Origin of the sequence: Methylovulum psychrotolerans (assembly GCF_002923755.1) — a bacterium.
Lineage (GTDB): Bacteria > Pseudomonadota > Gammaproteobacteria > Methylococcales > Methylomonadaceae > Methylovulum > Methylovulum psychrotolerans.
The window spans coordinates 121,298-147,378 of the sequence record NZ_PGFZ01000004.1 but is presented as its reverse complement, the minus strand read 5'-3'; the positions used below and the strand labels follow the sequence as shown (position 1 = coordinate 147,378).

The 26,081-nt window shown below is 52.3% G+C and carries 24 protein-coding genes; 15 read left to right on the top strand and 9 right to left on the bottom strand.

All coding sequences use genetic code 11. The features are described from left to right. Positions 1 to 15: 15 nt before the first annotated feature. The 3 genes from prmB to ssb form a co-directional block, all read right to left on the bottom strand. On the bottom strand, positions 16 to 948 hold the full coding sequence (prmB, locus tag AADEFJLK_RS10840; RefSeq protein ID WP_103974402.1) for a 50S ribosomal protein L3 N(5)-glutamine methyltransferase: 933 nt from the start codon (positions 946 to 948) through the stop codon (positions 16 to 18). Between the two features lie 181 nt (positions 949 to 1,129). Next, positions 1,130 to 2,038, bottom strand: a complete 909-nt coding sequence (locus AADEFJLK_RS10835; RefSeq protein WP_103974273.1) for a hypothetical protein — start codon at positions 2,036 to 2,038, stop codon at positions 1,130 to 1,132. A gap of 157 nt (positions 2,039 to 2,195) precedes the next feature. After that, complete coding sequence (gene ssb, locus AADEFJLK_RS10830) at positions 2,196 to 2,696, bottom strand: single-stranded DNA-binding protein (protein ID WP_088621656.1); 501 nt, start codon at positions 2,694 to 2,696, stop codon at positions 2,196 to 2,198. Positions 2,697 to 2,859: 163 nt separating this feature from the next. Here ssb and AADEFJLK_RS10825 point away from each other — a divergent pair, with 163 nt between their 5' ends. After that, the gene (locus AADEFJLK_RS10825) at positions 2,860 to 3,936 is read left to right on the top strand and encodes a glycosyltransferase family 9 protein (protein ID WP_103974272.1); all 1,077 of its coding nucleotides are present in this window, start codon (positions 2,860 to 2,862) and stop codon (positions 3,934 to 3,936) included. On the opposite strand, the gene AADEFJLK_RS25875 is transcribed toward AADEFJLK_RS10825, so the two are convergent. Then, positions 3,917 to 4,045, bottom strand: coding sequence for a hypothetical protein (locus AADEFJLK_RS25875; RefSeq protein ID WP_269766558.1), 129 nt, complete (start codon positions 4,043 to 4,045; stop codon positions 3,917 to 3,919). The genes AADEFJLK_RS10825 and AADEFJLK_RS25875 overlap by 20 nt on opposite strands. A gap of 162 nt (positions 4,046 to 4,207) precedes the next feature. Here AADEFJLK_RS25875 and AADEFJLK_RS10820 point away from each other — a divergent pair, with 162 nt between their 5' ends. The 8 genes from AADEFJLK_RS10820 (at position 4,208) to AADEFJLK_RS10785 (ending at position 15,193) form a co-directional block, all read left to right on the top strand. After that, positions 4,208 to 5,815, top strand: coding sequence for a vanadium-dependent haloperoxidase (locus AADEFJLK_RS10820; protein ID WP_103974271.1), 1,608 nt, complete (start codon positions 4,208 to 4,210; stop codon positions 5,813 to 5,815). 157 nt (positions 5,816 to 5,972) lie between these two features. Next, positions 5,973 to 6,998 carry a sulfate ABC transporter substrate-binding protein gene (locus AADEFJLK_RS10815; RefSeq protein ID WP_088620261.1) on the top strand — a complete coding sequence of 342 codons (1,026 nt, stop codon included), beginning with the start codon at positions 5,973 to 5,975 and terminating at the stop codon, positions 6,996 to 6,998. Between the two features lie 51 nt (positions 6,999 to 7,049). Then, complete coding sequence (locus AADEFJLK_RS10810; protein WP_088620260.1) at positions 7,050 to 7,931, top strand: response regulator; 882 nt, start codon at positions 7,050 to 7,052, stop codon at positions 7,929 to 7,931. Positions 7,932 to 8,065: 134 nt separating this feature from the next. Continuing rightward, a complete protein-coding gene (locus tag AADEFJLK_RS10805) occupies positions 8,066 to 8,581 on the top strand; it encodes a chemotaxis protein CheW (protein WP_103974270.1) in 516 nt (171 codons plus the stop codon). Then, complete coding sequence (locus AADEFJLK_RS10800; protein ID WP_103974269.1) at positions 8,578 to 11,487, top strand: hybrid sensor histidine kinase/response regulator; 2,910 nt, start codon at positions 8,578 to 8,580, stop codon at positions 11,485 to 11,487. The genes AADEFJLK_RS10805 and AADEFJLK_RS10800 overlap by 4 nt, the downstream gene beginning before the upstream one ends. A 41-nt stretch (positions 11,488 to 11,528) precedes the next feature. After that, positions 11,529 to 13,784, top strand: coding sequence for a methyl-accepting chemotaxis protein (locus AADEFJLK_RS10795; RefSeq protein WP_103974268.1), 2,256 nt, complete (start codon positions 11,529 to 11,531; stop codon positions 13,782 to 13,784). A 300-nt stretch (positions 13,785 to 14,084) separates the two neighbouring features. Further along, positions 14,085 to 14,459, top strand: coding sequence for a VOC family protein (locus AADEFJLK_RS10790; RefSeq protein WP_103974267.1), 375 nt, complete (start codon positions 14,085 to 14,087; stop codon positions 14,457 to 14,459). A 53-nt stretch (positions 14,460 to 14,512) separates the two neighbouring features. Then, positions 14,513 to 15,193 (top strand): helix-turn-helix transcriptional regulator, encoded by a 681-nt coding sequence (locus AADEFJLK_RS10785; protein WP_103974266.1) that lies wholly within the window; start codon positions 14,513 to 14,515, stop codon positions 15,191 to 15,193. Positions 15,194 to 15,248: 55 nt separating this feature from the next. Here the strand turns inward: AADEFJLK_RS10785 and AADEFJLK_RS10780 are convergent, their stop codons facing one another. From AADEFJLK_RS10780 to htpX, 5 genes are all read right to left on the bottom strand, one after another. Continuing rightward, entirely contained in the window at positions 15,249 to 16,736 is a 1,488-nt protein-coding gene (locus AADEFJLK_RS10780) for a TIR domain-containing protein (protein WP_103974265.1), read from the bottom strand. 425 nt (positions 16,737 to 17,161) lie between these two features. Next, positions 17,162 to 19,306 (bottom strand): Hsp70 family protein, encoded by a 2,145-nt coding sequence (locus tag AADEFJLK_RS10775; RefSeq protein ID WP_249028018.1) that lies wholly within the window; start codon positions 19,304 to 19,306, stop codon positions 17,162 to 17,164. Then, positions 19,303 to 19,983 (bottom strand): DUF2760 domain-containing protein, encoded by a 681-nt coding sequence (locus AADEFJLK_RS10770; RefSeq protein WP_088620250.1) that lies wholly within the window; start codon positions 19,981 to 19,983, stop codon positions 19,303 to 19,305. The genes AADEFJLK_RS10775 and AADEFJLK_RS10770 overlap by 4 nt, the downstream gene beginning before the upstream one ends. Positions 19,984 to 20,000: 17 nt before the next feature. Next, complete coding sequence (locus tag AADEFJLK_RS10765; protein ID WP_088620249.1) at positions 20,001 to 20,390, bottom strand: hypothetical protein; 390 nt, start codon at positions 20,388 to 20,390, stop codon at positions 20,001 to 20,003. A gap of 139 nt (positions 20,391 to 20,529) precedes the next feature. Beyond that, positions 20,530 to 21,405 (bottom strand): protease HtpX, encoded by an 876-nt coding sequence (gene htpX / locus AADEFJLK_RS10760; protein WP_211299195.1) that lies wholly within the window; start codon positions 21,403 to 21,405, stop codon positions 20,530 to 20,532. Positions 21,406 to 21,522: 117 nt separating this feature from the next. Between htpX and AADEFJLK_RS10755 the strand changes: the two genes are divergently transcribed. The 6 genes from AADEFJLK_RS10755 to AADEFJLK_RS10730 all read left to right on the top strand — a co-directional run bounded on the left by AADEFJLK_RS10755 (position 21,523) and on the right by AADEFJLK_RS10730 (position 25,645). Further along, positions 21,523 to 22,656: a PQQ-dependent sugar dehydrogenase gene (locus tag AADEFJLK_RS10755; protein WP_103974264.1), complete on the top strand. Its 1,134-nt coding sequence runs from the start codon at positions 21,523 to 21,525 to the stop codon at positions 22,654 to 22,656. A gap of 90 nt (positions 22,657 to 22,746) precedes the next feature. After that, positions 22,747 to 23,163 carry a hypothetical protein gene (locus tag AADEFJLK_RS10750; protein WP_103974263.1) on the top strand — a complete coding sequence of 139 codons (417 nt, stop codon included), beginning with the start codon at positions 22,747 to 22,749 and terminating at the stop codon, positions 23,161 to 23,163. 134 nt (positions 23,164 to 23,297) lie between these two features. Next, positions 23,298 to 23,705: a hypothetical protein gene (locus AADEFJLK_RS10745; protein WP_103974262.1), complete on the top strand. Its 408-nt coding sequence runs from the start codon at positions 23,298 to 23,300 to the stop codon at positions 23,703 to 23,705. Continuing rightward, entirely contained in the window at positions 23,590 to 24,273 is a 684-nt protein-coding gene (locus AADEFJLK_RS10740) for a hypothetical protein (protein WP_487246525.1), read from the top strand. The genes AADEFJLK_RS10745 and AADEFJLK_RS10740 overlap by 116 nt, the downstream gene beginning before the upstream one ends. A gap of 270 nt (positions 24,274 to 24,543) precedes the next feature. Beyond that, positions 24,544 to 25,269 (top strand): hypothetical protein, encoded by a 726-nt coding sequence (locus tag AADEFJLK_RS10735; protein ID WP_103974260.1) that lies wholly within the window; start codon positions 24,544 to 24,546, stop codon positions 25,267 to 25,269. Between the two features lie 67 nt (positions 25,270 to 25,336). Next, a complete protein-coding gene (locus tag AADEFJLK_RS10730; protein ID WP_146054558.1) occupies positions 25,337 to 25,645 on the top strand; it encodes a MafI2 family immunity protein in 309 nt (102 codons plus the stop codon). The last annotated feature ends 436 nt before the right edge of the window (positions 25,646 to 26,081 follow it).

The window sequence follows — 26,081 nt, the reverse complement described above, 5'->3', positions numbered from 1 at the left end:
GCGTAACGTCAGATATTATGACAAAGCGGCTAAAAATTGTTTATGGTAAAGGTTGACTTGTTCGGCGGTGAGCAAGAACACGCCATCACCGCCCCGCGCAAATTCTAGCCAATAGAACGGCACTTCGGGGAAAGCGTCTTGCAACGCGGCGGCACTATTGCCGACTTCAACGACCAAAATACCCGTATCGGTCAGATAGTTATCGGCATCGGCGAGGATACGCAACACAATATCCAAACCCTCCGCCCCGGCGGTCAAGCCCAATTGCGGTTCGGCATGGAATTCGGCGGGGAGCTGCTGCCATTCCTCTATACTGACATAAGGGGGGTTACTGACAATAATGTCGTAGCGGGTTTCCGGCAGTTCTTCAAACAAATCCGATTCATACAAGGTCACTGCGTCACCCAATTGGTGCTGGCTGACGTTCACTGTGGCAACGGCGAGCGCGTCAGCAGACAAGTCTACGGCATCGACATAAGCCTCTGGGAACGCATAAGCGCAGGCAATGGCGATACAGCCGCTGCCCGTACACAAGTCGAGGATATTCATTACTTGGTCTTCGTCCACCCACGGGTCAAACCGTTGGGCAATCAGCTCGGCAATCGGCGACCGGGGTACCAGCACCCGCTCATCGACATAAAAAGCCAAGCCGGCAAAGATGGCCTCATGGGTCAGGTAAGCGGCAGGAATACGCTCGTTAATGCGGCGGCTTATTATATCAAGGATTTTTTGCCGCTCATCCAAGGCCAACACGGTGTCCAAATAAGCCTCGGCCAGATCATAAGGCTGATAAACCGTGTGCAAGATAAGTGCCGCCGCCTCATCAAGAGCGGCTACTGTGCCGTGGCCAAAACTGACTTGATGCTCGGTAAAGCGGCTGGCGGCCCAACGGATATAGTCGCGTAAGGTTTTTAAGGTAGTTAAGACTTCAGAAGGGGTGCTGTGCATGATGTCAGGAAAATTAAAGGGGTAAATTTTTAGCGCCGGAAATGCCGCCATTAAGAAAATCAGTTACGCGCAGCTATACTCTGAACGGTCAAGTTTTCGGTTAATCCGTCCGTGGTCTGGAGACAGCCGAATGGTTAATCCTAAAACCGAAAACTTGACCATTTGAAGTGTATGCAAAACCTCAAAACTTCTCGGCCTGTTTACGCGCTTTTTCCGCACCGTCCATATCGTTCTGCATTTCTCTGGCGCGGGCAATCAGTAACCAACTATGTTTTTTCAGCGGCTTGTCGTTAGTCGCCATCAGCGCCGATTTTTTTGCCAAATCTTCCGCCAAAACGGGTTTGGATTGCTTTAACCGTAACAACGCCAATTTATATAATAAGGTCGGATTTTTCGGCTCAATCCGCATCGCCCGCTCTATCGTCGCCGAGGCCGAATCAATATTGCCCCGCGCGACACTCTTGTCCGCCGCCAACACCAAGGTTTGCGTCACTGCCGATAACGGCGCAAACGTCTGCAATGGCTCGAATACAGGCGGCGGCGGTGGCGGTGCGGGCGGCGTGACCATGGCGACGACATCCGGGGCGGCTACCGATGGCGGCACGGCGGCGGACGGTTGTGGGACAATAGTGCCCGGCTCCATACTCGGCACAGGCAGAACGGATTCGGCAGGTGCTGGCGGCGGAGCCGGTACTGCATTCATCGCCATAGTCAAAGGTGCAGGCTGGGGCGGCTGCGCGACCGCCGACGGCGACGGCAACAGCGATGTGCTGCTGGGGTCTAAGCTAGTCGGTTTCTCCAAAGCATTGAGCGCTTGCTCTTGCTCTGGGGTCAGCATTTGCCGGGTCTGTTCCGGCGTTAACGGCTCCGGCTCCAAAGGCGTGACTGCCGGGGCGGGCATATCCGGCATCTTATTAATTTCGATGGTCTGCACAGGTGCGGGCGCAGGTGCCGGCACCGGTTCGGGTGCTTGAACGATAACAGGCCGCTCTTGATAAACAGGCGCGGGCTCTTTCTCCCCGAACGGGTTATAAGCACACCCCGTGACAAACACAGGCAACAGTAGGAAAAAAGATCGTTTAATTGACATGGTATCCGATGATCTAAAAAAACCGCCCCAAACAGGCTAAAGCAACCGCCCAATAACGTTCCGGCAGCCTATGGGCATACAAAAAGACCTGATTATAAAGTCCTTAAGCCGTTTCTGCCAGTAGTGCATGACATTTACTGGCTTTAGCCTAATCAGCCTAAAATGGAATATCATCATCAAAATCATCATAAGTCGGCGGGGCAGGAGGCATGGCCGGACTGTTATATTGCGGCGCGGGTGATGGCGCCTGCGGGGCTTGGTAAGCCGGACGGGCGGGCGGCGGGGCGGCTTGGGCGGGGGCTTGGGTGTCAAACTCACCTGTGCCGCCAGTGCGGCTACCCAGCATCTGCATCTCTTCGGCGACAATCTCGGTGGTGTAACGGTCTTGGCCGTCTTGGCCTTGCCATTTCTGGGTACGGATACGCCCCTCCACATAAACTTGACTGCCTTTTTTTAAATATTCTCCGGCAATTTCCGCCAGACGCGCAAAAAACACCACCCGATGCCATTCGGTCTCTTCGCGGTTTTCATTGGTCTGCTTATCTTTCCAGCGCCGACTGGTCGCCAAGCGGATAGTCGTAATCGCCGCACCCGACGGCATATAACGCACTTCCGGGTCAGCGCCAAGCCGCCCGATTAACATGACTTTATTCAGCATAACACTCCATAATATATAAGGCCTAAAAGTTGCGGTTATCTTCGCATCATTTGCCGATATTTGCCATGTAAAGCCAGACTTTTCGCCCCAAAAGTTCCACCCATCATGATAACGTTTTACCATAAAATAGCTTTTGGCCATTTGCATACCTCGCCCTGGAGACATGATGCTACCGTTTTGCACCCCGTTAAACTTTACCGACATCCAAAAAATTTTATTCCTGCGCAAGGACAATCTCGGTGATTTACTGTACACCCTGCCCTTAACCACCCTGCTAAAACAACACTATCCGCAGTTGCGCATCGATTTTCTCGTCCCCGCCTACAGCGCCCCCTTAGCGCAATGCTATGCCGATGCCGACCAAGTGCTGATCCTGCCAGACAGCATCAAGCCTTCCGGCGACGCTTACCGCAGCACTGTCGACGCAATCAAAACCCAACACTATGATCTGGCCTTTAATCTCCATCCTAAGTTCGTTTTAGCCAAATTGGCTTTTGCCGCCCGCATCCCGCACCGCCTGACCCGCACCGAACGCCTCTATGCCTTATACGCGAACCACTGGGTTTGGCAACAGCGCAAACACCAACGCCAACACGAACTGGACTATAACCTTGACCTGCTGCACGGCTGGATTAATCCCCCTGACCGCCAAGCCATCCCCTTTAACTTCCAAACCAGTGCAGCGGCGGCGGCCAAAGTCGAAACCTTCTTACAACAGCACCAGATCCGCCACTTTACCCTCATCCATCCCGGCAGTAACGGCAGCGCCATCGATCTGCCCCTTAACCTGTACGGCGACCTGATCGACGCTTACCCTTTACCCGGCACGGTCATCATTACCGGCACCGCCAAAGAAAGCCCTTTGTACCAGCAGTTAAGCTGCCACTGCCGCAAACCCCTCATCGATGCGACCGGGCAGTTTTCTTTAGAAGAACTGCTGTGCCTGATCCAACGCTGCACACTGCTGATCAGCAACAGCACCGCCCCCCTGCATATCGCCCGCGCCTTCAACAAACCCTTATTGGGGTTTTACTCCACCTTAAAAAGCACCCATCCGCGCCGCTGGGGGCCGTATGGGCAAGAACAAAGCCATACTCTCATCCCCGCCAATGAAAACTTCGCCACCTTCCAGACCAACCTCAAGCAATGCCGCGCCAATATGGCGGCGATAAAAGTCACGGACATTATGCGGAAATTGGATGCGATCTTGGCAGAACCTACTAGGTGCCAGCCAACATAGCCGAGCCGGACAAGCGGTAAAAATGCCACGCTTTTCGGGCGGCATATTCGGTTGCCAGTAAGCTTTTAGCCTTACCGACAAACAGCACTTGCTTGACTACTGTTGTCACAGCAACACCATTACCCGCCCTTGCTCAACAGAAACAAAGCAAATACAATAACTTACATATTGGCATATAAATTGACTATTGAAAAGTACACAACAGTAATGACCGGACGTTACTGTCGGTGTTGTGCATTATGCAGACTTTCAAAATTCAATAGAGGTTTATATGAAAAATAATACAGCCACCCCATTACGCCTGACGACACTGACTGTGGCTATTGCCGCTTCCTTATTCACCGTTTCCGCAACCGCCGATACCGTCACCGATTGGAACAAATACACCGTCTGGGCGACCAAAGCCGCCACGTCACTGACCACCGGCACCGCCAGCTTGGCACAAAACTCCAATGTCGCCACCCGTATCGAAGCCATCGAAGCCCGCGCCGTTTTCGATGCGGTCAACGTTTTCGATCATTTTAACCCCACCAGCTATTACTACAACGCCGCCGCACCCACCGGGGCAACCGCTAAATCGGCGGCGGCGGCTGCGGCACAAGCGGCACATGACGTATTACTGGGGGCATTGCCTAATCCGGCCAGCGGCAGTTGGAACCCCACCCGGGATTGGTTAAACACGCAACTGGCCAGCGATTTGGCGGCTTTGGGCGTAACGGCTGCCGATCCTGGCATTGCCGTCGGCCAAGCTGCCGCCGCAGCAGCCTTAGCGGCCAGGGCGGAAGATTTTTCCGCCATCAGAACCACCTATACCCCCTCCAGCAACCTGAGCGTTTCCACCACCAATACGGTCATCCCTAATGCCACCGGCAATCCAGGGATTGGCCTATGGCGACCCAGCAACGGCGCGGCAGGCGTTAACGACCCCATCACCGGCGCACCGACTGGCTTTGACGCGTCTGGTGCCATCCAAGCGGCGGCAGGCATTGATTTTAACTGGAAAAACGTCACGCCATTTAGCTTGACCACCGTAAAAAAACAACTGCTGGTCGCCACCGTCCCTCCCGCCCTCACCATCGGTAGCGACGAATACAATGCCGAGTTGGATTTTGTCAAAACCCACGGGCAAGACTCGGCCAATCCGGGCAACCGTAGCCACGATCAAACCTTACAGGCACTGTTTTACAAGTCCGACGCGGAACTCTTTGTTAACGAAGCCGCCCGGCTTGCCTCGGCCAGCCGAAACCTGACCCTAGACCAAAACGCCAAATTATTTGCCGTGTTGGCCAATGCCTTGGCCGATGCCCGTATTGCCGCCTTCCAATCCAAATACGACCTGACGTTTTGGCGGCCTATTACCGCCCTCAACGCCAACCCGGACGGCAGCGTCAGCACTTATACTTGGAAACCTCTGGCAACCACCCCTTCCCATCCTTCCAACACGGGCGGACATAGCGCGACCGGCGCGGCGGGGGCAGAGATACTGCGGGCTTTTTTCAAGTCCGATAATATCCAGAAAAATGGCACACCTGTAACCCTGACCACTTTACCGTGGCTAATCGGCACCAATAACGGCACAGGCCAAGTAGACCCCTTAGTGTTTGGTGGCGATGCCACCACCCGCACCGTCAGCAGCTTTTCTAAGCTACAGCTAGAAAATGGCCGGAGCCGCATTTACTTGGGCGTACATTTTGGTAATGACGACTACCAAGGCCAAACCCTTGGCCTGACTGTGGCCGATGCCATCATCAATACCAAAACCGATCCGGCGGCGGCAGGCCTGAGCGTGTTCTGGGGCAATGCCAACACCCCTAACAACAAATATTTAAAAGCCATTTTAACCGCCAACTCCGCCACTTCCGGATTTTTTGGCCTATAGCCGGACATCTGCGGGATGGCGCTTTCCTATCAAGGTGATAAGCGCTTCATCCTGCAACTTGTTATGGTTAACTGCCTTAACCACCTAATAGCCTAGAGGCTGGGCCATTTATTTTAATGTTAAAAAATCTGACATCACGGCGCCTAAGGGAAACATCATGACTTTTACCACCAAACTCACCATAGCAATCTTCGCTGGCCTGTTCGCCGCTAATGCCGCCACCGCCGACCAGACGTTGCTCAACGTGTCTTACGATCCTACCCGTGAGCTTTTTCAAGATTTTAATAAGGCCTTTATCAGTTACTGGAAAACCAAATCCGGCGAAACCGTCAAAATAGAACAATCCCATGGCGGCTCCGGCAAACAGGCACGCTCAGTGATTGAAGGGCGGGAAGCCGATGTGCTGACTCTGGCAATCACTTATGACATCGATAAAGTGGCGGAAAAAGCCAAGTTATTGCCCAACGGCTGGCAAACGAAACTGCCTAACAATAGCATCCCCTACACCTCCACCGTGGTCTTTTTAGTACGCAAAGACAACCCCAAAGGCATCAAAGACTGGGATGACTTGGTGAAGGCCGACGTTACCGTGGTCACCCCCAACCCGAAAACCTCCGGCGTGGCGCGTTACAACTATCTGGCCGCCTGGGCATTTGCGGAAAAAAAATACGGCGGCAAAGAAGCGGCGAAACATTTTTTAAAAGAACTCTATAAAAACGTCCCCATCCTAGATTCCGGCTCGCGTGCCGCCACCACCACCTTCTTGCAACGCGGCGTGGGCGACGTGTTGTTGACCTGGGAAAACGAAGCGTTTTTAGCGGTTAAAGAACTGGGCGAAGGCCAAGTGGAAATCGTCGCGCCATCTACCAGTATTCTTGCCGAACTGCCGGTGGCCGTGGTCGACAGCATCGCTAAAAAACATGGCACCGAAGAAGCGGCAACCGCCTATTTACAGTATTTGTATACCCCTATCGGGCAAAAATTGGCCGCCAAACATTATTTCCGCCCCATCTCCCCCCAATATGCCGATGCGGCAGACCTGAACCGCTTCTCCAAAATGAAGCTCTTTACCGTTAAAGAAGGCTTCGGCAGTTGGGAGCAAGCCCAAAAAGAACATTTTGACGATAACGGTATTTTCGACCAACTCTATGTGCCGTCTTTTCTGAAATGGAGCGGTTCCTAAACCGCGTTATCCCTACACAGGCTTCATCGTTAACCCCATAGGAGTATTGCCATGTACCCAAACAGTCTGCACCAAGACGCTCCCACCGTTGCCGAACCCAGGCCGCAAACCCGCGTGGCGGTGGCCACCATCGGTTTCGGGGCGGCATGGGAGGAAAAGCTCAAACCCTTATTCCAACAACAGCCCCGCCATAAAAACCTCTATGTGCTGGTACCTCCCACCGAGCCCGTCCTGCATGTGCTGCTGGTCAATTACGACAACCCCTTGGCGTTAAGAAAAAAAGACCTGATCCTGAGCAAAAAGGTCGGCGTTGAAGTCATCGCCATCAGCCAAGGGCCAATAGACCCTCCTCCTGCCCACCATCTCAGCGGCCTGTTGACCACCGCCAGACTGATAACCGCACTCGACAGGCTAAGCCCGCTTGCCGGACTATCGGAACGGGTATTACCGCAAACCATGGCCGCACCACCATTACCGCAAATACCGCCGATAAGCCCGGCTCCGGCAGTTGCCACGGGTGGTTATCGGGTATTAGTGGTAGATGACAGCTTACCCGTCCAAAAAGACTTGGAACACAAACTATCCACCTTAGAACAAATCACCAGCATCGCCTTTGCCCAAGACGGCGCGACCGCTTTGGCAATGGCGCAACAGCAACACTATGACTTGATTTTCTTAGACGTGATTATGCCGGATATCGACGGTTATGAAGTCTGCACCCAATTACGCCGCAATCCGCAGTATAAAAAGACCCCGATTATCATGGTGTCCGGCAAAACCTCGCCGCTGGACGAAGTAAAGGGGGTAATGGCGGGCTGCACGACTTATTTGACCAAACCCGTCCAAGAAGAGGCCTTTAAAAAACTCAGCACCCGCATCGTCGCTTGGCTAACGGCCCGCCGACAAGAACAACGCCAACCCGTGACCCATTAGACGGCCACCAACAGCCCTCTTTTTATGCGTTACGATCCCCCCTGCAAATACCAAACCGGCAAGGCGTGGCTTTAACGGGTATCTTTTTCGGCAGCGGCATAGCCTAAACACAGGCCTTGCCGCCGACATTGACAATGACATTAATCATGGCGACCAATTTCAATTCAACGGCTACAGCACCCATCGGCTATGCGGACACCGCCCCAGCCAACCCTTTAGGCTTCCGTGTCGGCGGCTTGGGGTTTTTGTTGCCCGCCCAGGGCAATTGCGAAGTCTTAGGGGCATTACCCGTCAATCCGATTCCCAAAACCGCTCCTTGGTTCAGCGGCCTGTTAAACAGGCGCGGCACTATCGTGCCGGTTATCGACTTACACCGCTTATTTGACAGCACCGCCCACCCGCCGCAAAAACGCCATTTGCTTGCCATCGGCCACGGCGACAAAACCCTGTCCTTGTGGATAGACGACTACCCGCAGCCAGTCGCCGACATAGACGAAGCCCCAGCCAGCCCCTTCGCTTTGCCCGATAGCATCGCGCCGTTTATCCGTCAGACCTATATACAGGGTGGCCAAACATGGTTGGAGCTTGATTTTGAGGCTTTCTTCAATGCGCTAGGCGGCTTATCGTTCTGCCCGGAGGCGGGATTATGAACACAGTCATCGCCAACACCGCTTTAGGCACAAGCATTGCAGACCTAAGCGCAGACGGGTATGCCGAAGATTACCTGTTGGCGATTGCTCTGGATGATACCTTATCGCCCACCGCGACCCTCTTGGAACACGCGGAATTATTGGCGATGGAGGCGGCGTTTATTGGGCAGCAGCTAACCGCCATTACCCTGGATACACCCGACCATTACGCCGGACATTTAGCCGAACTCAGCACCGCCCTTGACAGCTATGAACAGGCCGCCAGCATAGCCGAGTTTAACGGCTTAGCCTTGAGCTGTGCGCATGTCCAGCATAACATCAGACTATGCCTTGCTGACCCCAGCCTGTTTGCCGTCCCCCAAGTAGAGGCCTTACAGGGCTGGATTGGCGCCGTCCAAGACTATCTGGCGGACATCGGTGACCGGGATGCCGGCATGCCCCTGCTCGCGCAACTGGGCAACCCCGATTGGCCGCTACCCCTGGATATGGAAGCCGCCGGGCTATTGCTGGCGCAATTGCAAGGCATCGGCGGCGTTAACGCGCCAGCAACACCAACGGCGCATAAACGCACCGCCAGCGCCGAAGATGCCAGCTTAGCCTTACCCGAAGACGTTAACCAAGAACTGCTGGACCTGCTCCTGCAAGAGTTGCCCATCCAAACCCAAACCTTATCCGCCGCCCTGCACGCCTTACAGGCAGACGGCAGTTTGGCGGATGTGGACACCGCACAACGCCTCGCCCACACCGTCAAAGGCGCGGCTAATACGGTCGGTATTAAAGGTATCGCCCAGCTCACCCATTATCTCGAAGACATCTTAGTCGCCTGCGCCCAACTACAAAAACAGCCCGGCCACAGCCTGCTGCACGCCTTAATCGCCGCCGCCGATTGCTTAGAAGCCATGAGCGAATCGCTGCTCGGACTTAGCCCGCCGCCCGATGATGCTTTGGCCGTTTTACAAAACATCTTGACCTGGGCAAATCGGCTGGAGAGCGAAGGCTTAGACAGCCTGACGGCTTTGCCCACGACCGGGCAAACGCTTGCTGAGACCGCTGCCGAGGCTTCATCGCCCGCACCCGCCACCGCCAACGCTGAGAAAGCCCAAGCGGCCATGGTCAGAATCGAAGCCGAACAACTCAGCCAACTGTTCGGGCAAGCGGGCGAAAACCTCATCCTCAACAGCCAAGCCAACCAACGCCTGCGCCGCGCCAAAAACTTGCTACAAAACCTGCTAGAACAATTCGAGCTGTTACGCGGCCTAGGCGACGAACTGGAGCAACTGATAGACCTAAAAGACCTGTCAGGCCGTAACGCCACTAGCCCGGCAACCCCGCACGACGCGCTAGAAATGGACGAATACAACGAACTGCACACCGCCAGCCGCCGACTGGTGGAAGCGGCGTTCGATGCCCGGACAATCGGCTTGGATGCCCGCCAAGAATTGGACGCAATGAAGCAGATACTGGACGAACAACAACAATTGATGAGCGAAACCCAAGAAGCCATTATGGCGACACGATTGGTGGCCGCCGCTACCCTGATCCCCCGCCTGCAAAGAAGTTTACGGCAAACCTGCCGCCTTACCGGCAAGCACTGTGTGCTGAGCTTTTCCGGCGAACACCTCAGGGTAGACGGCGACACCCTCAATACCCTGACCGACCCTCTCATGCACTTATTGCGCAACGCCGTCGACCACGGCATTGAAAGCCCCGAAGAGCGCTTACGCCTCAACAAGCCCGAACACGGCACCATTCACCTGAGCTTTGCCCATGAAGGTAACGGCCTCCTGATCCAACTGCGTGATGATGGGCGCGGTTTGGATTTTACCGCCATCCGTGCCGCCGCCGAACAGCGCGGCGTTTTATCGCCCGATCAAGCCGCCAGCGAAGACGACTTAACACAGTTCATCCTCCGCCCAAACTTTTCGACGCGCAGCCAAGCCACCCAAACCTCCGGGCGCGGGGTCGGCATGGACGTGGTGAATTACCAAGTACAGGCGCAAGGCGGTAGCCTCACCTTACACTCCGAGCCAGGCCAAGGACTGACCGTGGCCTTACAAATCCCCCTACCACTCAGCCGCGCCCATGCTTTGCTGACCGCCATCGGCCCCTACCATCTGGCACTCGCCAACCACGGTATCCGGCAAATCGTCTTGGCGGGTACAAACCCGCTCAGTATCACCGAAGACGGCCAATACGCCGAACTGGACGGCCACCGCTATCCTGCCCAGACCCTAGACCAACTGCTAGGCCTACCCGGCTACCGCAAACCCGACCAAGTGCCGCGCCTCGCCTTATTGGTCGAACATCAGCAAACCACCACCGCCATCTTACTGGATGGGGTAACCGATGGCCTGGACATCGTCATCAAAAATTTTGGTGCTTACATTAAAAAAACGCCCGGCTTTATCGGCACGACCATTCTCGGTGACGGTAGTGTCGCCCCCGTGCTGGATCTGCCCGAACTGCTGCGGCTGGCCGAAGGCGGCGCGGCGGCTTGGCAAGACACCGCCCTACCCCTAACCGCGCCCACCTTACCGAGCATCTTGGTGGTAGACGACTCGCTCAGCCAACGCCGCGCCCTCGAACAGCTCTTACAAGACTCCGGCTTTCAGGTCAGCACCGCCCGCGACGGCGTAGAAGCCGCCGAACACTTGGCCGTAACCCTCCCCGACCTGGTGCTGACCGACTTGGAAATGCCGCGCATGAACGGCATTGAATTGACCGGACACATCCGCATCAGCTCCGCCACCGCCGCCCTCCCCGTGATCATGGTCACCTCAAGAACCACCCAGATGCACCGCACCCTGGCCAGCGATGCCGGGGTCAATGCCTATATGGTCAAGCCCGTACGCGAAGACGACCTGCTGGCGACGATACATCGCCTAATCACCGCCCCTTCGGCTTGACTATCGACGGCAAAACCCCTTAATCCACACGAGTTAACATTATGGCACAAGCACACATTACGCCGTTTAGCGGCTTATTATTACGGCAAAAATTCGCTATTTTAGCCTTACTGGCCTTAGTTCTGGTCGGTACCGCCTTCTATTCCGTCATTGATAGCCAATGGGATAAAATCAACGAAACCAAACGCGAACAACAAGGCCTGCGCTTAGCCAAAGAACTGCTCGCCCTCAGCCAATTATTATCCAAACACCGCGCCTATTCGGTCGGCTTTATGGGTAACGGTGCCGCCGAAAGCCAAGCCGCCCAACATGCCATTGAGCGAAAAATAACTGACATCGATACCTTAAGCCAAACTATCGGCGACACCGAAGTGCAGGAACTTTGGGAAAACTTTAAGCAAGAATGGCCGAAAATCGCCCGCAAAGCCAGAGACCACTCGGTAACGCCGCCGGAGCTGTTCCGCTCAGATGCATGGCTGATCGCCAAGGTGCGAGATATTTTAACGGTCATCATCGACCATTACGGCCTAGCGCTAGACCCCAACCCCGAATCATACTTCTTAATCCGCGCCATCCTTGTCGATGCCCCCCTTATCGCCGAGTACATAGACCAAGCAAACGGCTGGGGTACGGGCTTATTGTTACAAGCCGCCGAACGGGCCACCAAAAAAATCCCAGCCGACACCCTAAGCGGCAACCTGCCCCGCGACCGGGGCCGCCTGATCCTGATGCTCAGCATCGCTAATGAGCATTTAGACACCGCCGAGCAGAACTTTAACCATTTCCTCAACGCCGAGCACAAACAAGCCGACCCGAAAGCCCAAGAATCCCTAAATAGCCAATTCAACACCACGACCGCCTTAATCAAAAAGGCCATCGAACTGGCCGACACCCAAATCATCACCCAAGCGGCCTTAGATTACCCGCCCGCCAACTACTTTTCGCGGCATAGCTTAGCGATTAACGAAATGTATAACGAAATCACCCTCGGCGTGAATGAACTGGATGCTATATTCAGCCGCCAAATCCAGTCCGCCAGCCTGACCCTGCTCGCCTTAGCCGTGGTCATCATCACCCTCATTGCGGGCTGTACCCTGGTCGCCCTCTACATCACCAACTCCATCACCCGTCCCGTCGGCCTATTAGTGGACGTTATGCAAAAACTGGCGGCAGGTGACAACAGCGTCCGCGCCCATTTACAAACCCATGACGAGATTGGCCTGTTAGGCCGCCAGTTCGACCTGATGGTCGACCAGCGCGAAGCCGTGCGCCGGAAAATAGAACAGGAAAAAGAATGGCTCAACAACTCCATTGTCGAACTGCTGGTGTCAGTAGGGAAACTCGCGCAAAAAGATTTGACCGTCCAAGCCGTAGCGGCGGGCGACGTTACCGGTCCGCTGGCGGAGGCCTTAAACCTGCTGACCTACGAAACCGCCCACGTCTTGCAACGGGTGACGCAAATCGCCGACGAAGTCGCCCACGTTTCCCAACAAGTGCAAAGCCAATCGGCACGGGTGATTGATGTCGCCGCCGATGAAAAACGCGAAGTCGAACAAGCCGCCCACGAACTGGGCGCCGCCTCCAAAGCCATGCTGGAAGTCGCCAAACTGGCCGCCTCCTGCAACCTTGCCGCCGAGAAGGCCATCAACAATACCGATAAAGCCCAAGCCACCGTTTCCGACACCATCAACGGCATCACCAGCATCCGCACCACCATCCGCGAAACCGAAAAACGCATCAAACGCTTAGGCGAACGCTCACAAGAAATCGGCGGCATCGTCAACATCATTAACGATGTCGCCGAACGCACCCATGTCCTCGCCCTAAACGCCACCATGCAAGCCTCCTCAGCGGGCGAAGCCGGACGCGGCTTTGCCGTGGTGGCCAACGAAGTACAAAAACTGGCGGAAAGCTCCCGCGAAGCGACCTCAAAAATCTCCTCGCTGGTCAACAATATCCAAGCCGAAACCGCCAACACCATCACCACCATGAACAACGCCATCAGCCAAGTCGTCCGCGGCACCGAACTGGCGCAACAAGCAGGCGACGAAATGCAGGCGACCCGCGACACCACCGCCATTCTGGTGCATCTGGTACAAACTATCGCCAGCAGTTCCACCCAACAATCCGAAGTCTCAAAACGGCTGGTGGAACGCGCCCGACAAATCCAAAACAGCACCGAAGAAACCTACAGCCAACTCCAAGACCAAAGCCGCCAAACCGAATTATTGGTCAACCTATCCGGCGACTTGGTGTCATCGGTAGGCATTTTCACCTTACCCGAAGTCGCGGCTTAATGCCTAACTTTACTTTTGGAGCGCGGGCATCTTGCCCGCAACAGCGGCTTAGTCAGCCCAGCCAAACGCCGCTGGGCATTATCACGTTGCGACTGGGGCAGCACAAATTTTGTCAATAAAAATCGATAATAATAGATTTTATGATAACTTCCCCTTGTAGTCGCCCTGTCAAATCAATTTGAACAATCTGTTAAACACCTGTCAACTATTGCGCCCCACTAAAACACTACTGACACCACGCTGTCAGTAGGCCTGTCATACCATAGCCGCTCCTTAACACTTAACCCCCGGAGACAACAGATGAACATTAATGTAGCAAGCTGGTTTGATATTCCCGTAACCGATATGCAACGCGCGAAAAACTTTTACCAAACCCTATTGGCAACCACCTTCAAAGACGATGAAATGAATGGCCTGCAAATGGCAATTTTTGCCAGCGAAGAAGGGGCGGTCAGCGGTATGCTGGTACAGGGCGAGTGCTACCAACCCAGCTCAACCGGCACCGTAGTCTACTTCAACGGCGGCGAAGACTTAAATCTGCCGCTGGACAGAGGCCTACAAAACGGCGGTAGCCCCATCCTCCCCAAAACGCCGATTCATGACGGCGAATGCGGCTACTTCGCACTGCTGTCAGATAGCGAAGGCAACCGCATTGGCTTATACTCCCCTTCCTAACCACTCTTAAGCTACGGGTGGCCGACGCGTCGGCCACCTAGGCAAACCACACCATGCGCCGCGCCGACCGCCTCTTTCAAATAGTCCAACTCTTGCGCAACAAGCGCTTAGTCACCGCCAAACAACTCGCCGAGCGTCTGGAAGTGTCCGAGCGCACCATTTACCGCGACATCCAGGATCTGAGCCTATCCGGCGTACCCGTTGAAGGAGAAGCCGGGGTCGGTTATCGCTTGTTGCATACCATCGACATCCCGCCGATCATGTTCACCTCCGACGAAATCGAGGCCTTGGTCATCGGAGCGCGGATGAGCAAAACCTGGGCAGGCAACGAACTGGGCCACTCCGCACAAACCGCCCTGGACAAAATCACCGCCGTGATGCCCGCCGGATTACGCCATAAAATCGAAGACAGCAAACTGTTCGCGCTGCGCTTCAGCCACCGCCAAGACATAGATAGTCATCTGGATATTTGCCGCAAAGCCATCGATAACAAACGCATGTTACAACTGGCTTATTGCCGTGCAGACGGCGAACACAGCCTACGCCGTATCCGTCCATTGGGATTGTATTTTTGGGGCAGCACTTGGACCTTGGTCGGTTGGTGCGAACTACGCGACGATTTCCGCAACTTCCGCCTCGACCGGATTCAAAGCCTCCAAGCGGAAAATGAGACTTTTGCCGACAGTGAAGGCCAAAGCTTGCAGGATTTTATTCAGCGGATGACTTGCCAGTGAGGTAAGCCCATAGGGTTTTATAAAATAACTAGCGGAATATGCGCTTATCTCGAATTTAATTCCGTTCATTTCTAAATTCTTGCAACTTTTTGCAACATAGATCAACGATGCTATCCAACTGGTTTTCTATATTTATGCTTCGTACAAAACTAATTCCGCCTACTCTTGTAGTTTCATCAAACAATCCCGGCTGAACTTCATCGAACCAAATAGGTATAACTGATTTTTCTTTAAACCTCTGTTTAAAGTTATCTGATTCGAATTTACACCAAATTTTCTTAGGATAAGACAGACTCAATAATACAACTACAAACTCCGCATCCGATTGATAAATCGGACGGAGATAATCCTCAACATCTTGCGCTAGTATTCGATGCTGCTCATTTTTATCATAGAATACATGGGTTTCACGTTCTTCAAATTTGTCAAAAAGCATCTTGGCTATTTCCCTATCTTCCCCTGCAAAAGACAATGCAAAATCATAAGGAGTTGTAAATCCAATTGAGTCAAATCCGATGTCTTTAGCAAACTTATTCCATGATAAGTTTTTTATGTAATACATGAATTGCGGATCTTCGACAGTTAATAACTGAGACACGCTATCGTAATGAAGAACAGATGAAATTTCTGGGTTAGTGTTAATTAGACTAGCCAAATATCCTTTTTCTGCCACTTGAATAATGCTCCCCCTATGTTCAGGGTGCTGTCGTAGTATGTGTTTAATTGATACTGTCCAATCGTCTGATTGCGCCAACCAATAAAGTAAATGTAAATAGGGAGCTCGGCCTTCTGGTCGGACACGTGTTCCTTGGCAAAAAGCCGTAGCACAATCCTTAAAGCTTCTCGACAATCGGTCAAATACTTTGCCTCTGCTGAATTCAAAACTTACTTCAACTGACTGTATTTCTTGACTTGATTCCAAAATATTAGCATCTATACAAATTTGGCTAGCCAACATTTGAGCAATATAAAAACTACCATTTGATTCAGAAACAATATCATCAATAATGTTAATATTAATTTTTAAGGCATCCTGACCCTTATTTAGAAGCTCCCTTACTTTTTCATCCGGATTCTTTTCAAAGCTTATGACTTCAAGTCGATTATTGAGATCCTGTGCGAATTTGATCAAAGTTTGTCCAGCTTGATTTATCCCAAGAACAATTATCTTGCTTCCTGTGGATTCTTCATCAGCAAGAAGCTTTAAGTGATCGGCGATATCCTGCTTTATTTTATTATCTAACCGATGAAAATCATCAATAAGAACAATTCCAACATCACCCATATTGGGAAGTTCTTTTATTAGATCAATATCTTGCGTTCGACGACCCGAAAGATTTATAACATCCTCCTTTATGCAAAGTTTATCAATAGCTCTCATCAAAGCTGTAGTTTTACCAATACCGGAAGGCCCCTCGACAACTATTCCCCGACCCGGAGTTCTCAGTGCCACAATTAGCTGATTGTATTCAACAGGCTCTACGAATGTATGGGTGGGAACACCACCAACTTTAAAAACCTCCTCTAACTTAACTCCGCTCATTTAAATCCTACAAATCAAGATAAAGACATCAGTATAGTTTCTGAAATCATCCGACACCTATACTCAACCACATTATTCACCGTTCACCATCAACAAAGCTGATATTTCCATAATCCAAAAAAATTCCGTGATGCCTGTAAGACGAATGGTTTATTAACTTAACAACATTCAATACCCTCACCAATTTGGATTTTAAATTAAATAACGTAGATAACTATAAAATTAATGTGTTACATTCATTCAAAACACTTATTTCAGATATAGCTAATATAGATCCTTTCAAGAACTCTTTACTTTTTCCGCTAAAGAAAGAGATTATTTTGTGTAACTCATATGCAAAAGCCCAGCTTAAATTGACAGTAAACATCGGGCAGAAACCTGCCCGACATTCAAGACCGATAAGATAACGGATAACGCAAAAAAGCCTAGTTCTCCCCCGCCCTCACATCAAACTCAATCTTCCAGCGGCTATCATCTTTCTGCGAGACCGCGTGCAGCTCTAAGGTGCCGACTTCGGTCACTGCCGCGCACAAATGCACGGGGATAACTTCGCCCGGCCTACGTCCTGCATCCGACAAGGTAATCTCAATTTCCGCCAGTTCCGACAATTCATCATCATTCCAGAAATCCAAGCGGGTACCGACGCGGTCGTCGCGGCGGCTGTTGGAGGCGAAGAAGCGGAAGCGGACGGGTTCACCGATCACCAAGCCGAATTCATCATCAGGCAACTCTTCTTGGGTACCTTCTTCCATACCGAACGGGGCGATACACAAGGCTTCCAATTCCGGCGGCAAACCGGGTACGGCGGGCATGGAGCTTTCCACGCCGACGTAATAGGACGCGGCAGTACCGCCTTTGATACGGACACCCCGGCCTTTGCGGACGAAACCGTAGTAAGCCGCGCCCCGCGCCACCGCCAAGTCCAAATCCGCACCCGCCAATAAGCGGGCTTCGGGGGCTTGTTCGGCGATCAGCCAAGAGTTAAGGACTTGCATCAATCGTTCGGCCAACGCCCCCGCTTTTAACACCCCGCCGTTAAACAGCACAGCGGAAGGGTGCAGGAAGGTGGCGTGGGCGGGCAAGTTAATATCCGCCAAATCGTTAGTGGCATCTTGTTGTTTCGCCAAAAACGCCGCCAAATGACGGGTAATGCCCGCATCTTGCGCGTATGGCAACCCGGCGGTGCGCAAACCGGAACGGGTGCGGCTGACCGGACGGTCGGTAATGGCGACTTTCGGCAAGAAGCCTTCCACCAAAACGCGGTTGACTTCGTCGCGGGTCAGTTCGGTGCGCAAAGAGCCACCGATTAACGACGAACTGCGGTTGGCGATGACCAGCGGGATGGTGTCCAAGCTATAGTCGGTGAAGAGCTTTTCTTTGGCATCGCGGCAACTGTGGGTCAGGGCTTGGATTTGCCAAGGCTGCAAACGTTGGCCACCGTCTTTTTCCAGTTTGGCTTTGACGGTGTAGGCCAAGGCCAAGTCCATATTGTCGCCGCCCAGCAAGATATGGTCGCCGACCGCCACCCGCGTCAGTTCCAGATTACCGTTTTGTTGGGTCACGGCAATCAGCGACAAGTCGGTGGTGCCGCCGCCAATATCGACGATCAGGATAATATCGCCGCAGTTGACTTGCTTACGCCAGTCGCCGTGGCTTTTTTCAATCCAGCTATACACGGCGGCTTGCGGTTCTTCTAACAGAATAGCTTGGCCTAAGCCGACCGAACGTGCCGCTTCCACTGTCAATTCCCGCGCCGCCGGATCAAACGAAGCGGGTACGGTAATCACCACATCCTGTTCGGATAAAGGCGCGTGTGGATGCTGATATTCCCAAGCATCGCGCAAATGCTGCAAATACGCGACACTGGCTTGGAACGGCGACACGCGGGTAACTTCGTCCGGTGCGTCGGCGGGTAAGATAGCCGCCTTACAATCGACCCCGGCATGGCATAACCAGCTTTTCGCGCTGGAGACCAGACGGATGGGGGTTTTGCTGCCCAAGTTGCGGGCGATTTCCCCGACCAGATAATCCGGTTTGGCTGTCCATGGCAACGACGTGGAACCTTGCGCCAATTCGGATTCATGAGCTTGATAGAGAAAAGACGGCAATTGATAGCTGTCTTCGACCATGCCGGGTGAAGTCAGTTGCGGAACCGCCATCACCTGTTGGACAAATTCCTCATCTTCATCACCCGTTTTTGAATACGACAACACGCAATGGGTCGTGCCTAAGTCGATACCGACCGTAAAACGTTGACCTGGGCTATCCTCGGTACTCGGTGTGGGCGCGGCGGCAGGTGCTGGTGCTGTGTCGCTAACAGCCTCAGTAACAGCAGGTGCAGTGTCGCTAGCCGCCTCAGTCTCAGTAACGGCAGCAGGCTCGGCCACCGTTTCAACGGCTGTTTCGGGCCCTTCTGCCGCCATTTGTGGGGCTTCTTGTACAGGCGTTTCGGCAACCAAGGGTTCTAACGCTAACGGCTCAGGAACGGCCACAGGTGCAACGGGCTGCTCTGGTTTTTGGGGTTCTTGGGACTTGCCCGGAATTTTTTTAAATTGATCAAACAAACTCATAATTCAACCTCAGCGGCGGCGACGATAGCGGCGTTATAGCCTTGTGTTAATTTGGGCAAACGGATCTGGGTCACTTGCCAGCCTTTATGGATCAGCGTACCCGTAAACGGGGCATTGCCGACAATATTGCCAGTCAAACGCACCGCCCCGGCATCAAAGCCCGCAGGCAAAGTCAGGCGGCTACCTTCGGCTTCGTTACGCACAGGGGCTAAGGTAAAGTGTTCGTTCAGTGCCTTATTGCAGCCTTCATGGACGACCCGTGCGGCAATGCCGATGTCGGCATCGCTGTACACGGTGATGTCTTCTTTAACAAAATCCAAGAAACGCGCTTCTTTTTGCAACAGGCCGAGCAATTGCAGGGCGGCATCGGGTGTGGCTTCTTTTAAGACCACGGGCTCTGGAGCCGGGGCTTGGACGATTTTTTCCACTTCAACGATTTTCTCGACTTCGACAAGCTTTTCCACTTCGACGATTTTCTCGACCTCCACGACTTTAACAATCGGCTCGGCGATGGTTAGCGGGGCTTCGGGGCGGCGGCGTGACAAGCGGATGACCATCGCCAACAGCACAGTGACTAAAATGAGCGCTAACGCGACCACGGCAGCAGCCAAGCTGACATGCCATAAGTCTAAGGTGGTCGGTTGCAGGGTTAAATCTACGGTATATTGACTATTCATAACTGGAATGGGTTTTATTATTTTGATTGTTGACCCGATTTACGCGCCGCTTCGGCAAACATCATCGTTTGCAATACGCTGCGGGTGACATTAAGGCGCAGTTGCTTTAAATGGCGGTCGGCGACAATGCCAGGGATTTTTTGTGCCAGATAAATATCGCGCATTTTGCCTAACACCGGCTCACACATCCGCGTGATGGTGTCAGTCGCCAAGCGCGTGTCCATCAGCGCATAGGCAGGTTTTTGCATTTCGTCAGAAACGCATTTTTTATATTTGTAGGTGGCTTGGTTAATTTCACCAATCGTCGCATCCGACAACACAGTGTTATGCCACTCGTTTTTGGCATCATCCGCCCCTGCACCGAAACTGGCCAGCATCAGCACCAACAAGAAAAGTATTTTTTTCATGGTCTTCCTTAAAAGATAGATTAATCGAATCTAAGAAATGTGGATTTTACGCTATCGGCCTGAAAATGAATAACCGATTTGGCAAGCTATGCACTACCTTAAACAACAACCGCCCTAAACGGGCGGTTGCTGGATGGTCTTATTGGCTATTGCGCAAAGCGGCGATACGCTCTTCCAAAGGCGGGTGGCTCATAAACAAACGGCTGAAACCGCCGCCAGTAATACCAAACGCCGCCAATTGTTCAGGCAAAGCGGGCGCTTCGTGGGCGCGTTGCAACGCTTGCAGGGCGGCAATCATCTTATGGGTTCCCGCCAACCGCGCCCCGCCCGCATCGGCGCGGAATTCGCGGCGGCGCGAGAACCACATCACCAAAATAGAAGCCAACACCCCTAAAGCCAGTTGCGCCACCATTTGGGTGACGTAATAAGCCGGGCCATAGCCGCGCTCGGTCTTAAACACCGCGCGGTCAACGACATAGCCGATCACCGTGGCAAAAAAGTACACAAAGGTATTGACCACACCCTGCATTAAGGCCATAGTCACCATATCGCCGTTAGCAACATGGGTCAGTTCGTGGCCGATGACCGCCGCCACCTCATCCTGATCCATATTGTGCAGCAGGCCCGTGCTGACCGCGACCAACGCACTGTCACGGCTCATGCCCGTAGCGAAGGCATTGGGTTCGGCAGCATCAAAAATGCCCACTTCCGGCATCCCGATGCCCGCCGCCGCCGCTTGGCTACGCACAGTGTCCAACAGCCATTGCTCAGTGCCGTTACTGGGGGCTTCTATCACAAAAACGCCCATCGCACGTTTGGCCGACCATTTTGACGTCGCCAAGGAAATAAACGAGCCGGTCATGCCGATCACGGCAGACATCAGCAATAAGCCTTGCAGGTTAAGGTGCACCCCTTGGGCATCCAGCGCACCTTGCAGGCCAAATATATTGAAAATCAAGCTGACGACCAGTAATATCGCCGCATTCGTTGCTAAAAACAGAAAAAGCCGCATCATAAATAGTGCCTTTTAATAGGTGGAGTATATTATTGACGATATAGGGATTGAATCGCTAAATTCAATGGCTTAACAGACTGCAAATAACAAGAAAAAGTTTATCGGGAGGGTATCATTATGCAAGCACATCGTAGCAAAAAACTATTGGCGGCCTTATGTTCCGGCACGGCCTTAGCCGTATCGGCGGCTGACGACCATCAAGACGTATTGGCTAAACTGCACGTTCCGGCAGGCTTTAGCGTCTCCGTCTATGCCGACGGCTTGCCGAATGCCAGAAGCCTGGCCTTGGGCGATCAAGGCGTAATCTATGTCGGCACAGGCCGCGAAGGCAAAGTCTACGCCGTCGCCGACCGCAACGGCGACGGCAAAGCCGAACCGCACCAACTCATCGCCAGCGACCTGACCATGCCCAACGGCGTGGCCTATAAAGACGGGGCGCTGTATGTCGCCGCCATCAACCGCATTCTCCGCTACGATGCCATCACCACACGCCTAGACCATCCACCCGCCCCGGTCGTGGTCTATGACCAATTCCCCAGCGACAAACACCACGGCTGGAAATACCTGCGCTTTGGCCCAGACGGCAAACTCTATACCGCCGTCGGTGCGCCGTGCAATATCTGCAACCCAGACCAAGACATTTACACCTCTCTAGTCCGGTTAAACGCCGACGGCAGCGGCTTGGAAATCCTCGCACGGGGTATCCGCAACACCGTCGGCTTCGACTGGCAACCGCAAAGCCACGCCCTGTATTTTAACGACAATGGCCGCGACTACCTCGGCGACGACGCACCACCCGACGAACTCAACCGCTGGAGCCACGCCGGCGAGCATTTTGGCTATCCGTACTGCCACGGCGGCGACATCCCCGACCCGGAATTCGCCGCCGGCAAACACTGCGCCGACTTTACCCCACCCGTATGGAAATACGCTGCCCACATCGCCCCGCTAGGGATGCGCTTTTATACAGGCGGACAATTTCCGGCCAGCTATAACAACCAACTGTTCGTCGCCCAGCACGGCTCATGGAACCGCACCGACCCGCAAGGCTACCGCGTCGTACTGGTGAAATTCGGCGCAGACGGCCAACCCATCGCCGAAGAGGACTTTATCAGCGGCTGGTTAGACAAAGACGGCGCCGTCTCAGGCCGCCCCGTCGACATCCTCACCCTACCTGACGGCAGCTTGCTGATTAGCGACGATAAAAACGGCTTGATTTATAAAGTGACTTATCAGGGCAAAGGGCATTAAGCGACACAGCAACAAGCTTTGGAGCGCGGGCATCTTGACCGCCATCTAAAGCTATTGAAAGAACCTTAATACATTATTTGGAGTTTAACTATGTCTTTTGTAAGAGAAAGAGTATCTGATGCTGATGCTGAAAAATATGGCTTTGAAGCGTTAAGTAAAGTTTTACGCACGCCTGTGTTTCATTTAAAGCAGTGTTGGACAATTGACCGTGAACAAAATATTTTTTTAAGTTGGCTACGCAGCGGTAGGGAAGACTATTTCGCTGAGCAAGATTTTTTATTGTGGTGGGATGGCGCGCCTATAAAAATTTTCATACTAGGTTCATCCAAAGAAGCCTCACCTGGAAAAACTGTAACAACTTGGGAATCACCCGGCTTACAAATTCCAGAAAACTTCCGGCACACCCGAGAGGAAGTCATTTGTGTGCTCAAAGACGCACTTAAAGTATTTAAAACCGCTGGATACTATGGTCAACAAGAAGATCGCACTGTGGTTTTTAAATTTTAGCGGGCGATTATTATGAACGCGGCATTACCACTCACTGCGGATCAAGCAATAAGCTTGCTTCAATACGCAACAAAATAAAACTTGATGAATTTGGTTAATCAGGTTGACATTACGGCAACAGGTAAAGCTATGATATGCGTGGCCGCCTGCAAAGCATCACCGTCAATAGCCGCACCACCAGCCTGACTTACTTCAACAACCAGCTCTGGAATATCACCACCCCCGACCAAGGTCTCATCCAATACGGCTATGATGCCGCCCACCGTCTGGTCAGTATCACCAGCCAAACAGCCAAAGTGGACAGCAACACCGCCAACGTCCAAACCGCCTTCACCACCCTGATCGACACCATCAGCTACCAACCGCTAGGCGGCGTAAAAAGCTACCGCCAGCGGCGGCCTCGCCAGCAAAAGCCTCATCCGCGACCTGCTCGGCAACATCACCACCCTAGGCGACACCGGCAACACCAGCAACGACCAACACTACAGCTACGATGCCCTCAACCGCCTGACCGACTACAGTGCCGCCACCCTAGGGATTAGCCAAAGCTACAGCTACGACGCGCTCGGCAACCGCACCAACCTGACCGCCAACGGCAACAGCACCGCCCTAGTCGTCAACCCCGGCAGCAACCGCCTGGACATGGTCGGCAGCACCAGCTACACTTACGATAGTTCCGGCAACACCACCAACAACGGCAGCCAAAGCTTCACCTACGATGCCAAAGGCCGTTTATCCGGCACGACCAAAAACAACATCGCCTACAGCTACGGCATCAACGGCCTAGGCCAGCGCGTCAGCAAAACCAGCACCGCCCTCAGCAGCGGCGGGCGGGTCTATGTCTACGACGAACCCGGACACATGCTCGGCGAATACGACACCAGCGGCGCCACACAACGCGAATACCTGTACCTGGGCGACCGCCCCGTCGCCGCCTTCGCCGCCGACGGCAGCGCCTACCCCATCATCAGCGACCACCTGGGCACACCCCGGCAAGCCGTCAACAGCCAAGCCCAAACCGTCTGGCAATGGGGCAACACCGACCCCTTCGGCAACGCCGCCGCCAACACCAACCCGCAAGGCTTGGGTAACTTCTACGTAATCCATTAGGAAATCGCGCGGCAACAATATACTTTCCATCAGAAGAAAGAGGAATTTGGATTAACGGAACTAGATATGGAGGAAAACTGAATGTATTTCAAGCGGGAGATCTTTTAGAAGTAGCGTCACATGAGGCTTGGCATTGGAACAATGGAGAAATAGGTCGGTGGTATACTATTGATAATCTTGACTATGAAGGAAGCGGTCGGCCATATGATGAAGGTAAAAACAGAACCCCTACCTCAGTAAGAAACGAATTTAATACTTTCAGGAGAAAATGTGGTTGCTAATAAAATCAAAAATTACTTAAAAAATAGCATCTTTTTATTCCTTATTCTACCCATTGCTTTTTTTATGAAAAATGCGTACGCAATAGAACAATGCGTGTTAATTAGTAACTTTAGCCATTTACAAACTAATGCCTGGTGGTTACAACAGGCATCATTTGGAGAATTTACCTTACATCAAAGATACATGTCACTACTTAAAAAACACAAAAATATAGATTGGAATGCGGAGCTGTTTCCTTTGGCTGGGCATCAACTTTCTGTCGGTAAAGGGGACGCACTTACCTATAGGAGTTTTTTTTCTGGCTTCCCCCAAATAACCGACTCTTCTAGCATTATTTTGATTACCATAACCACCTTAAAACCACTTATAGGAGAAGGGGAAATATCTCTAGGGGGAGCAGATGCCACGGCTTTTGTCACAACTGGTAACCCCAGCCTACATGATTTTTGTACAGGATATGCTGTAAGCGGTTATGTCCGTTATGCTTCCAGTTCCATTAACAACGCTAACTTTAACCCACCTTCCCAAAAATCCCTTACGTTAAAATTATTGGGAATTGAAGAAGGCGTATATGCTCAAATTTCAATCGAAGTTGATAGGGTAGACCCCGAAAACTTATGGCCAGAAAAATGTAAACGCTGTATTTTTGATGCCAACCTAGTGTTTAACCCAAACAACATTCAATTTGTTAACAAAGCTTTTTTTAACCCATAATGCAATGGTGAATTCAAGTCATATAGTCATCTAGCGTGGTTCCAACAAACCCCAACTGGATACAACTATGAACTATCCTATGACGCTTGATGAAAAAAATAAAATAACCGTTATGCTGATGCAGGCACTACAAGGTGCTATTTCAGCTAATTTTAGAATGGTCGCTATTTCACTCGAAAATCCCATTTGGAAACTCCAATTCGTATTAGCGGAAGAAAATGCCATTGACCGCGAAGAAATCGAGGATATTATCACTGAATTTGATGCCCTTCTTGGAAGATTCGTAAAATATGATGTCGAAACGCTTATCAGCAATGACAAAATTTTAGCAACAGAACCGACAACACGAATTGTCTTTCTCCGCCGTGAAGACTAACGGACAAAGACCGCACTAATGCTATTATTAATAGGCGGCAAAGTGTGAAATGGTTCCGAGATAAATAAATCATTTGCGCAAAGCTTGGCAACCCCAAGCTTTGCCTATCCGACAAACATAAGCCATAAACTATTATCCGTAAAGTACATTAATCACCCTAATACTTTTTTCCGCAGTCTGCTACGCAAAAGCAGCCTATAGATCCTACTTTTTTTGGGGTCTTGGATTAAGCGACTCCAGTACCTATCAATATGATGGTTGGATTTTCTTGGAATCAAATTGAAGGAAATAGCTCCACCATATATCGAAGATATACAGAAGAGCAATACTATGATTACCAGGATTTTATTCCTTCTTTTTACCTTTAATCTGTCTGGATGTGTAAGTCAGGACGATATAACCTACGTTTATCTGTCGTCTGATCTAAATAAATTAG

Bases quoted from the DNA above. Each gene is read 5' to 3' on its own strand.
- prmB (WP_103974402.1), bottom strand. From the start codon at position 948: ATGCACAGCACCCCTTCTGAAGTCTTAACTACCTTAAAAACCTTACGC.
- AADEFJLK_RS10835 (WP_103974273.1), bottom strand. From the start codon at position 2,038: ATGTCAATTAAACGATCTTTTTTCCTACTGTTGCCTGTGTTTGTCACG.
- ssb (WP_088621656.1), bottom strand. From the start codon at position 2,696: ATGCTGAATAAAGTCATGTTAATCGGGCGGCTTGGCGCTGACCCGGAA.
- AADEFJLK_RS10825 (WP_103974272.1), top strand. From the start codon at position 2,860: ATGATGCTACCGTTTTGCACCCCGTTAAACTTTACCGACATCCAAAAA.
- AADEFJLK_RS10820 (WP_103974271.1), top strand. From the start codon at position 4,208: ATGAAAAATAATACAGCCACCCCATTACGCCTGACGACACTGACTGTG.
- AADEFJLK_RS10815 (WP_088620261.1), top strand. From the start codon at position 5,973: ATGACTTTTACCACCAAACTCACCATAGCAATCTTCGCTGGCCTGTTC.
- AADEFJLK_RS10810 (WP_088620260.1), top strand. From the start codon at position 7,050: ATGTACCCAAACAGTCTGCACCAAGACGCTCCCACCGTTGCCGAACCC.
- AADEFJLK_RS10805 (WP_103974270.1), top strand. From the start codon at position 8,066: ATGACATTAATCATGGCGACCAATTTCAATTCAACGGCTACAGCACCC.
- AADEFJLK_RS10800 (WP_103974269.1), top strand. From the start codon at position 8,578: ATGAACACAGTCATCGCCAACACCGCTTTAGGCACAAGCATTGCAGAC.
- AADEFJLK_RS10795 (WP_103974268.1), top strand. From the start codon at position 11,529: ATGGCACAAGCACACATTACGCCGTTTAGCGGCTTATTATTACGGCAA.
- AADEFJLK_RS10790 (WP_103974267.1), top strand. From the start codon at position 14,085: ATGAACATTAATGTAGCAAGCTGGTTTGATATTCCCGTAACCGATATG.
- AADEFJLK_RS10785 (WP_103974266.1), top strand. From the start codon at position 14,513: ATGCGCCGCGCCGACCGCCTCTTTCAAATAGTCCAACTCTTGCGCAAC.
- AADEFJLK_RS10780 (WP_103974265.1), bottom strand. From the start codon at position 16,736: ATGAGCGGAGTTAAGTTAGAGGAGGTTTTTAAAGTTGGTGGTGTTCCC.
- AADEFJLK_RS10775 (WP_249028018.1), bottom strand. From the start codon at position 19,306: ATGAGTTTGTTTGATCAATTTAAAAAAATTCCGGGCAAGTCCCAAGAA.
- AADEFJLK_RS10770 (WP_088620250.1), bottom strand. From the start codon at position 19,983: ATGAATAGTCAATATACCGTAGATTTAACCCTGCAACCGACCACCTTA.
- AADEFJLK_RS10765 (WP_088620249.1), bottom strand. From the start codon at position 20,390: ATGAAAAAAATACTTTTCTTGTTGGTGCTGATGCTGGCCAGTTTCGGT.
- htpX (WP_211299195.1), bottom strand. From the start codon at position 21,405: ATGATGCGGCTTTTTCTGTTTTTAGCAACGAATGCGGCGATATTACTG.
- AADEFJLK_RS10755 (WP_103974264.1), top strand. From the start codon at position 21,523: ATGCAAGCACATCGTAGCAAAAAACTATTGGCGGCCTTATGTTCCGGC.
- AADEFJLK_RS10750 (WP_103974263.1), top strand. From the start codon at position 22,747: ATGTCTTTTGTAAGAGAAAGAGTATCTGATGCTGATGCTGAAAAATAT.
- AADEFJLK_RS10745 (WP_103974262.1), top strand. From the start codon at position 23,298: ATGCGTGGCCGCCTGCAAAGCATCACCGTCAATAGCCGCACCACCAGC.
- AADEFJLK_RS10730 (WP_146054558.1), top strand. From the start codon at position 25,337: ATGAACTATCCTATGACGCTTGATGAAAAAAATAAAATAACCGTTATG.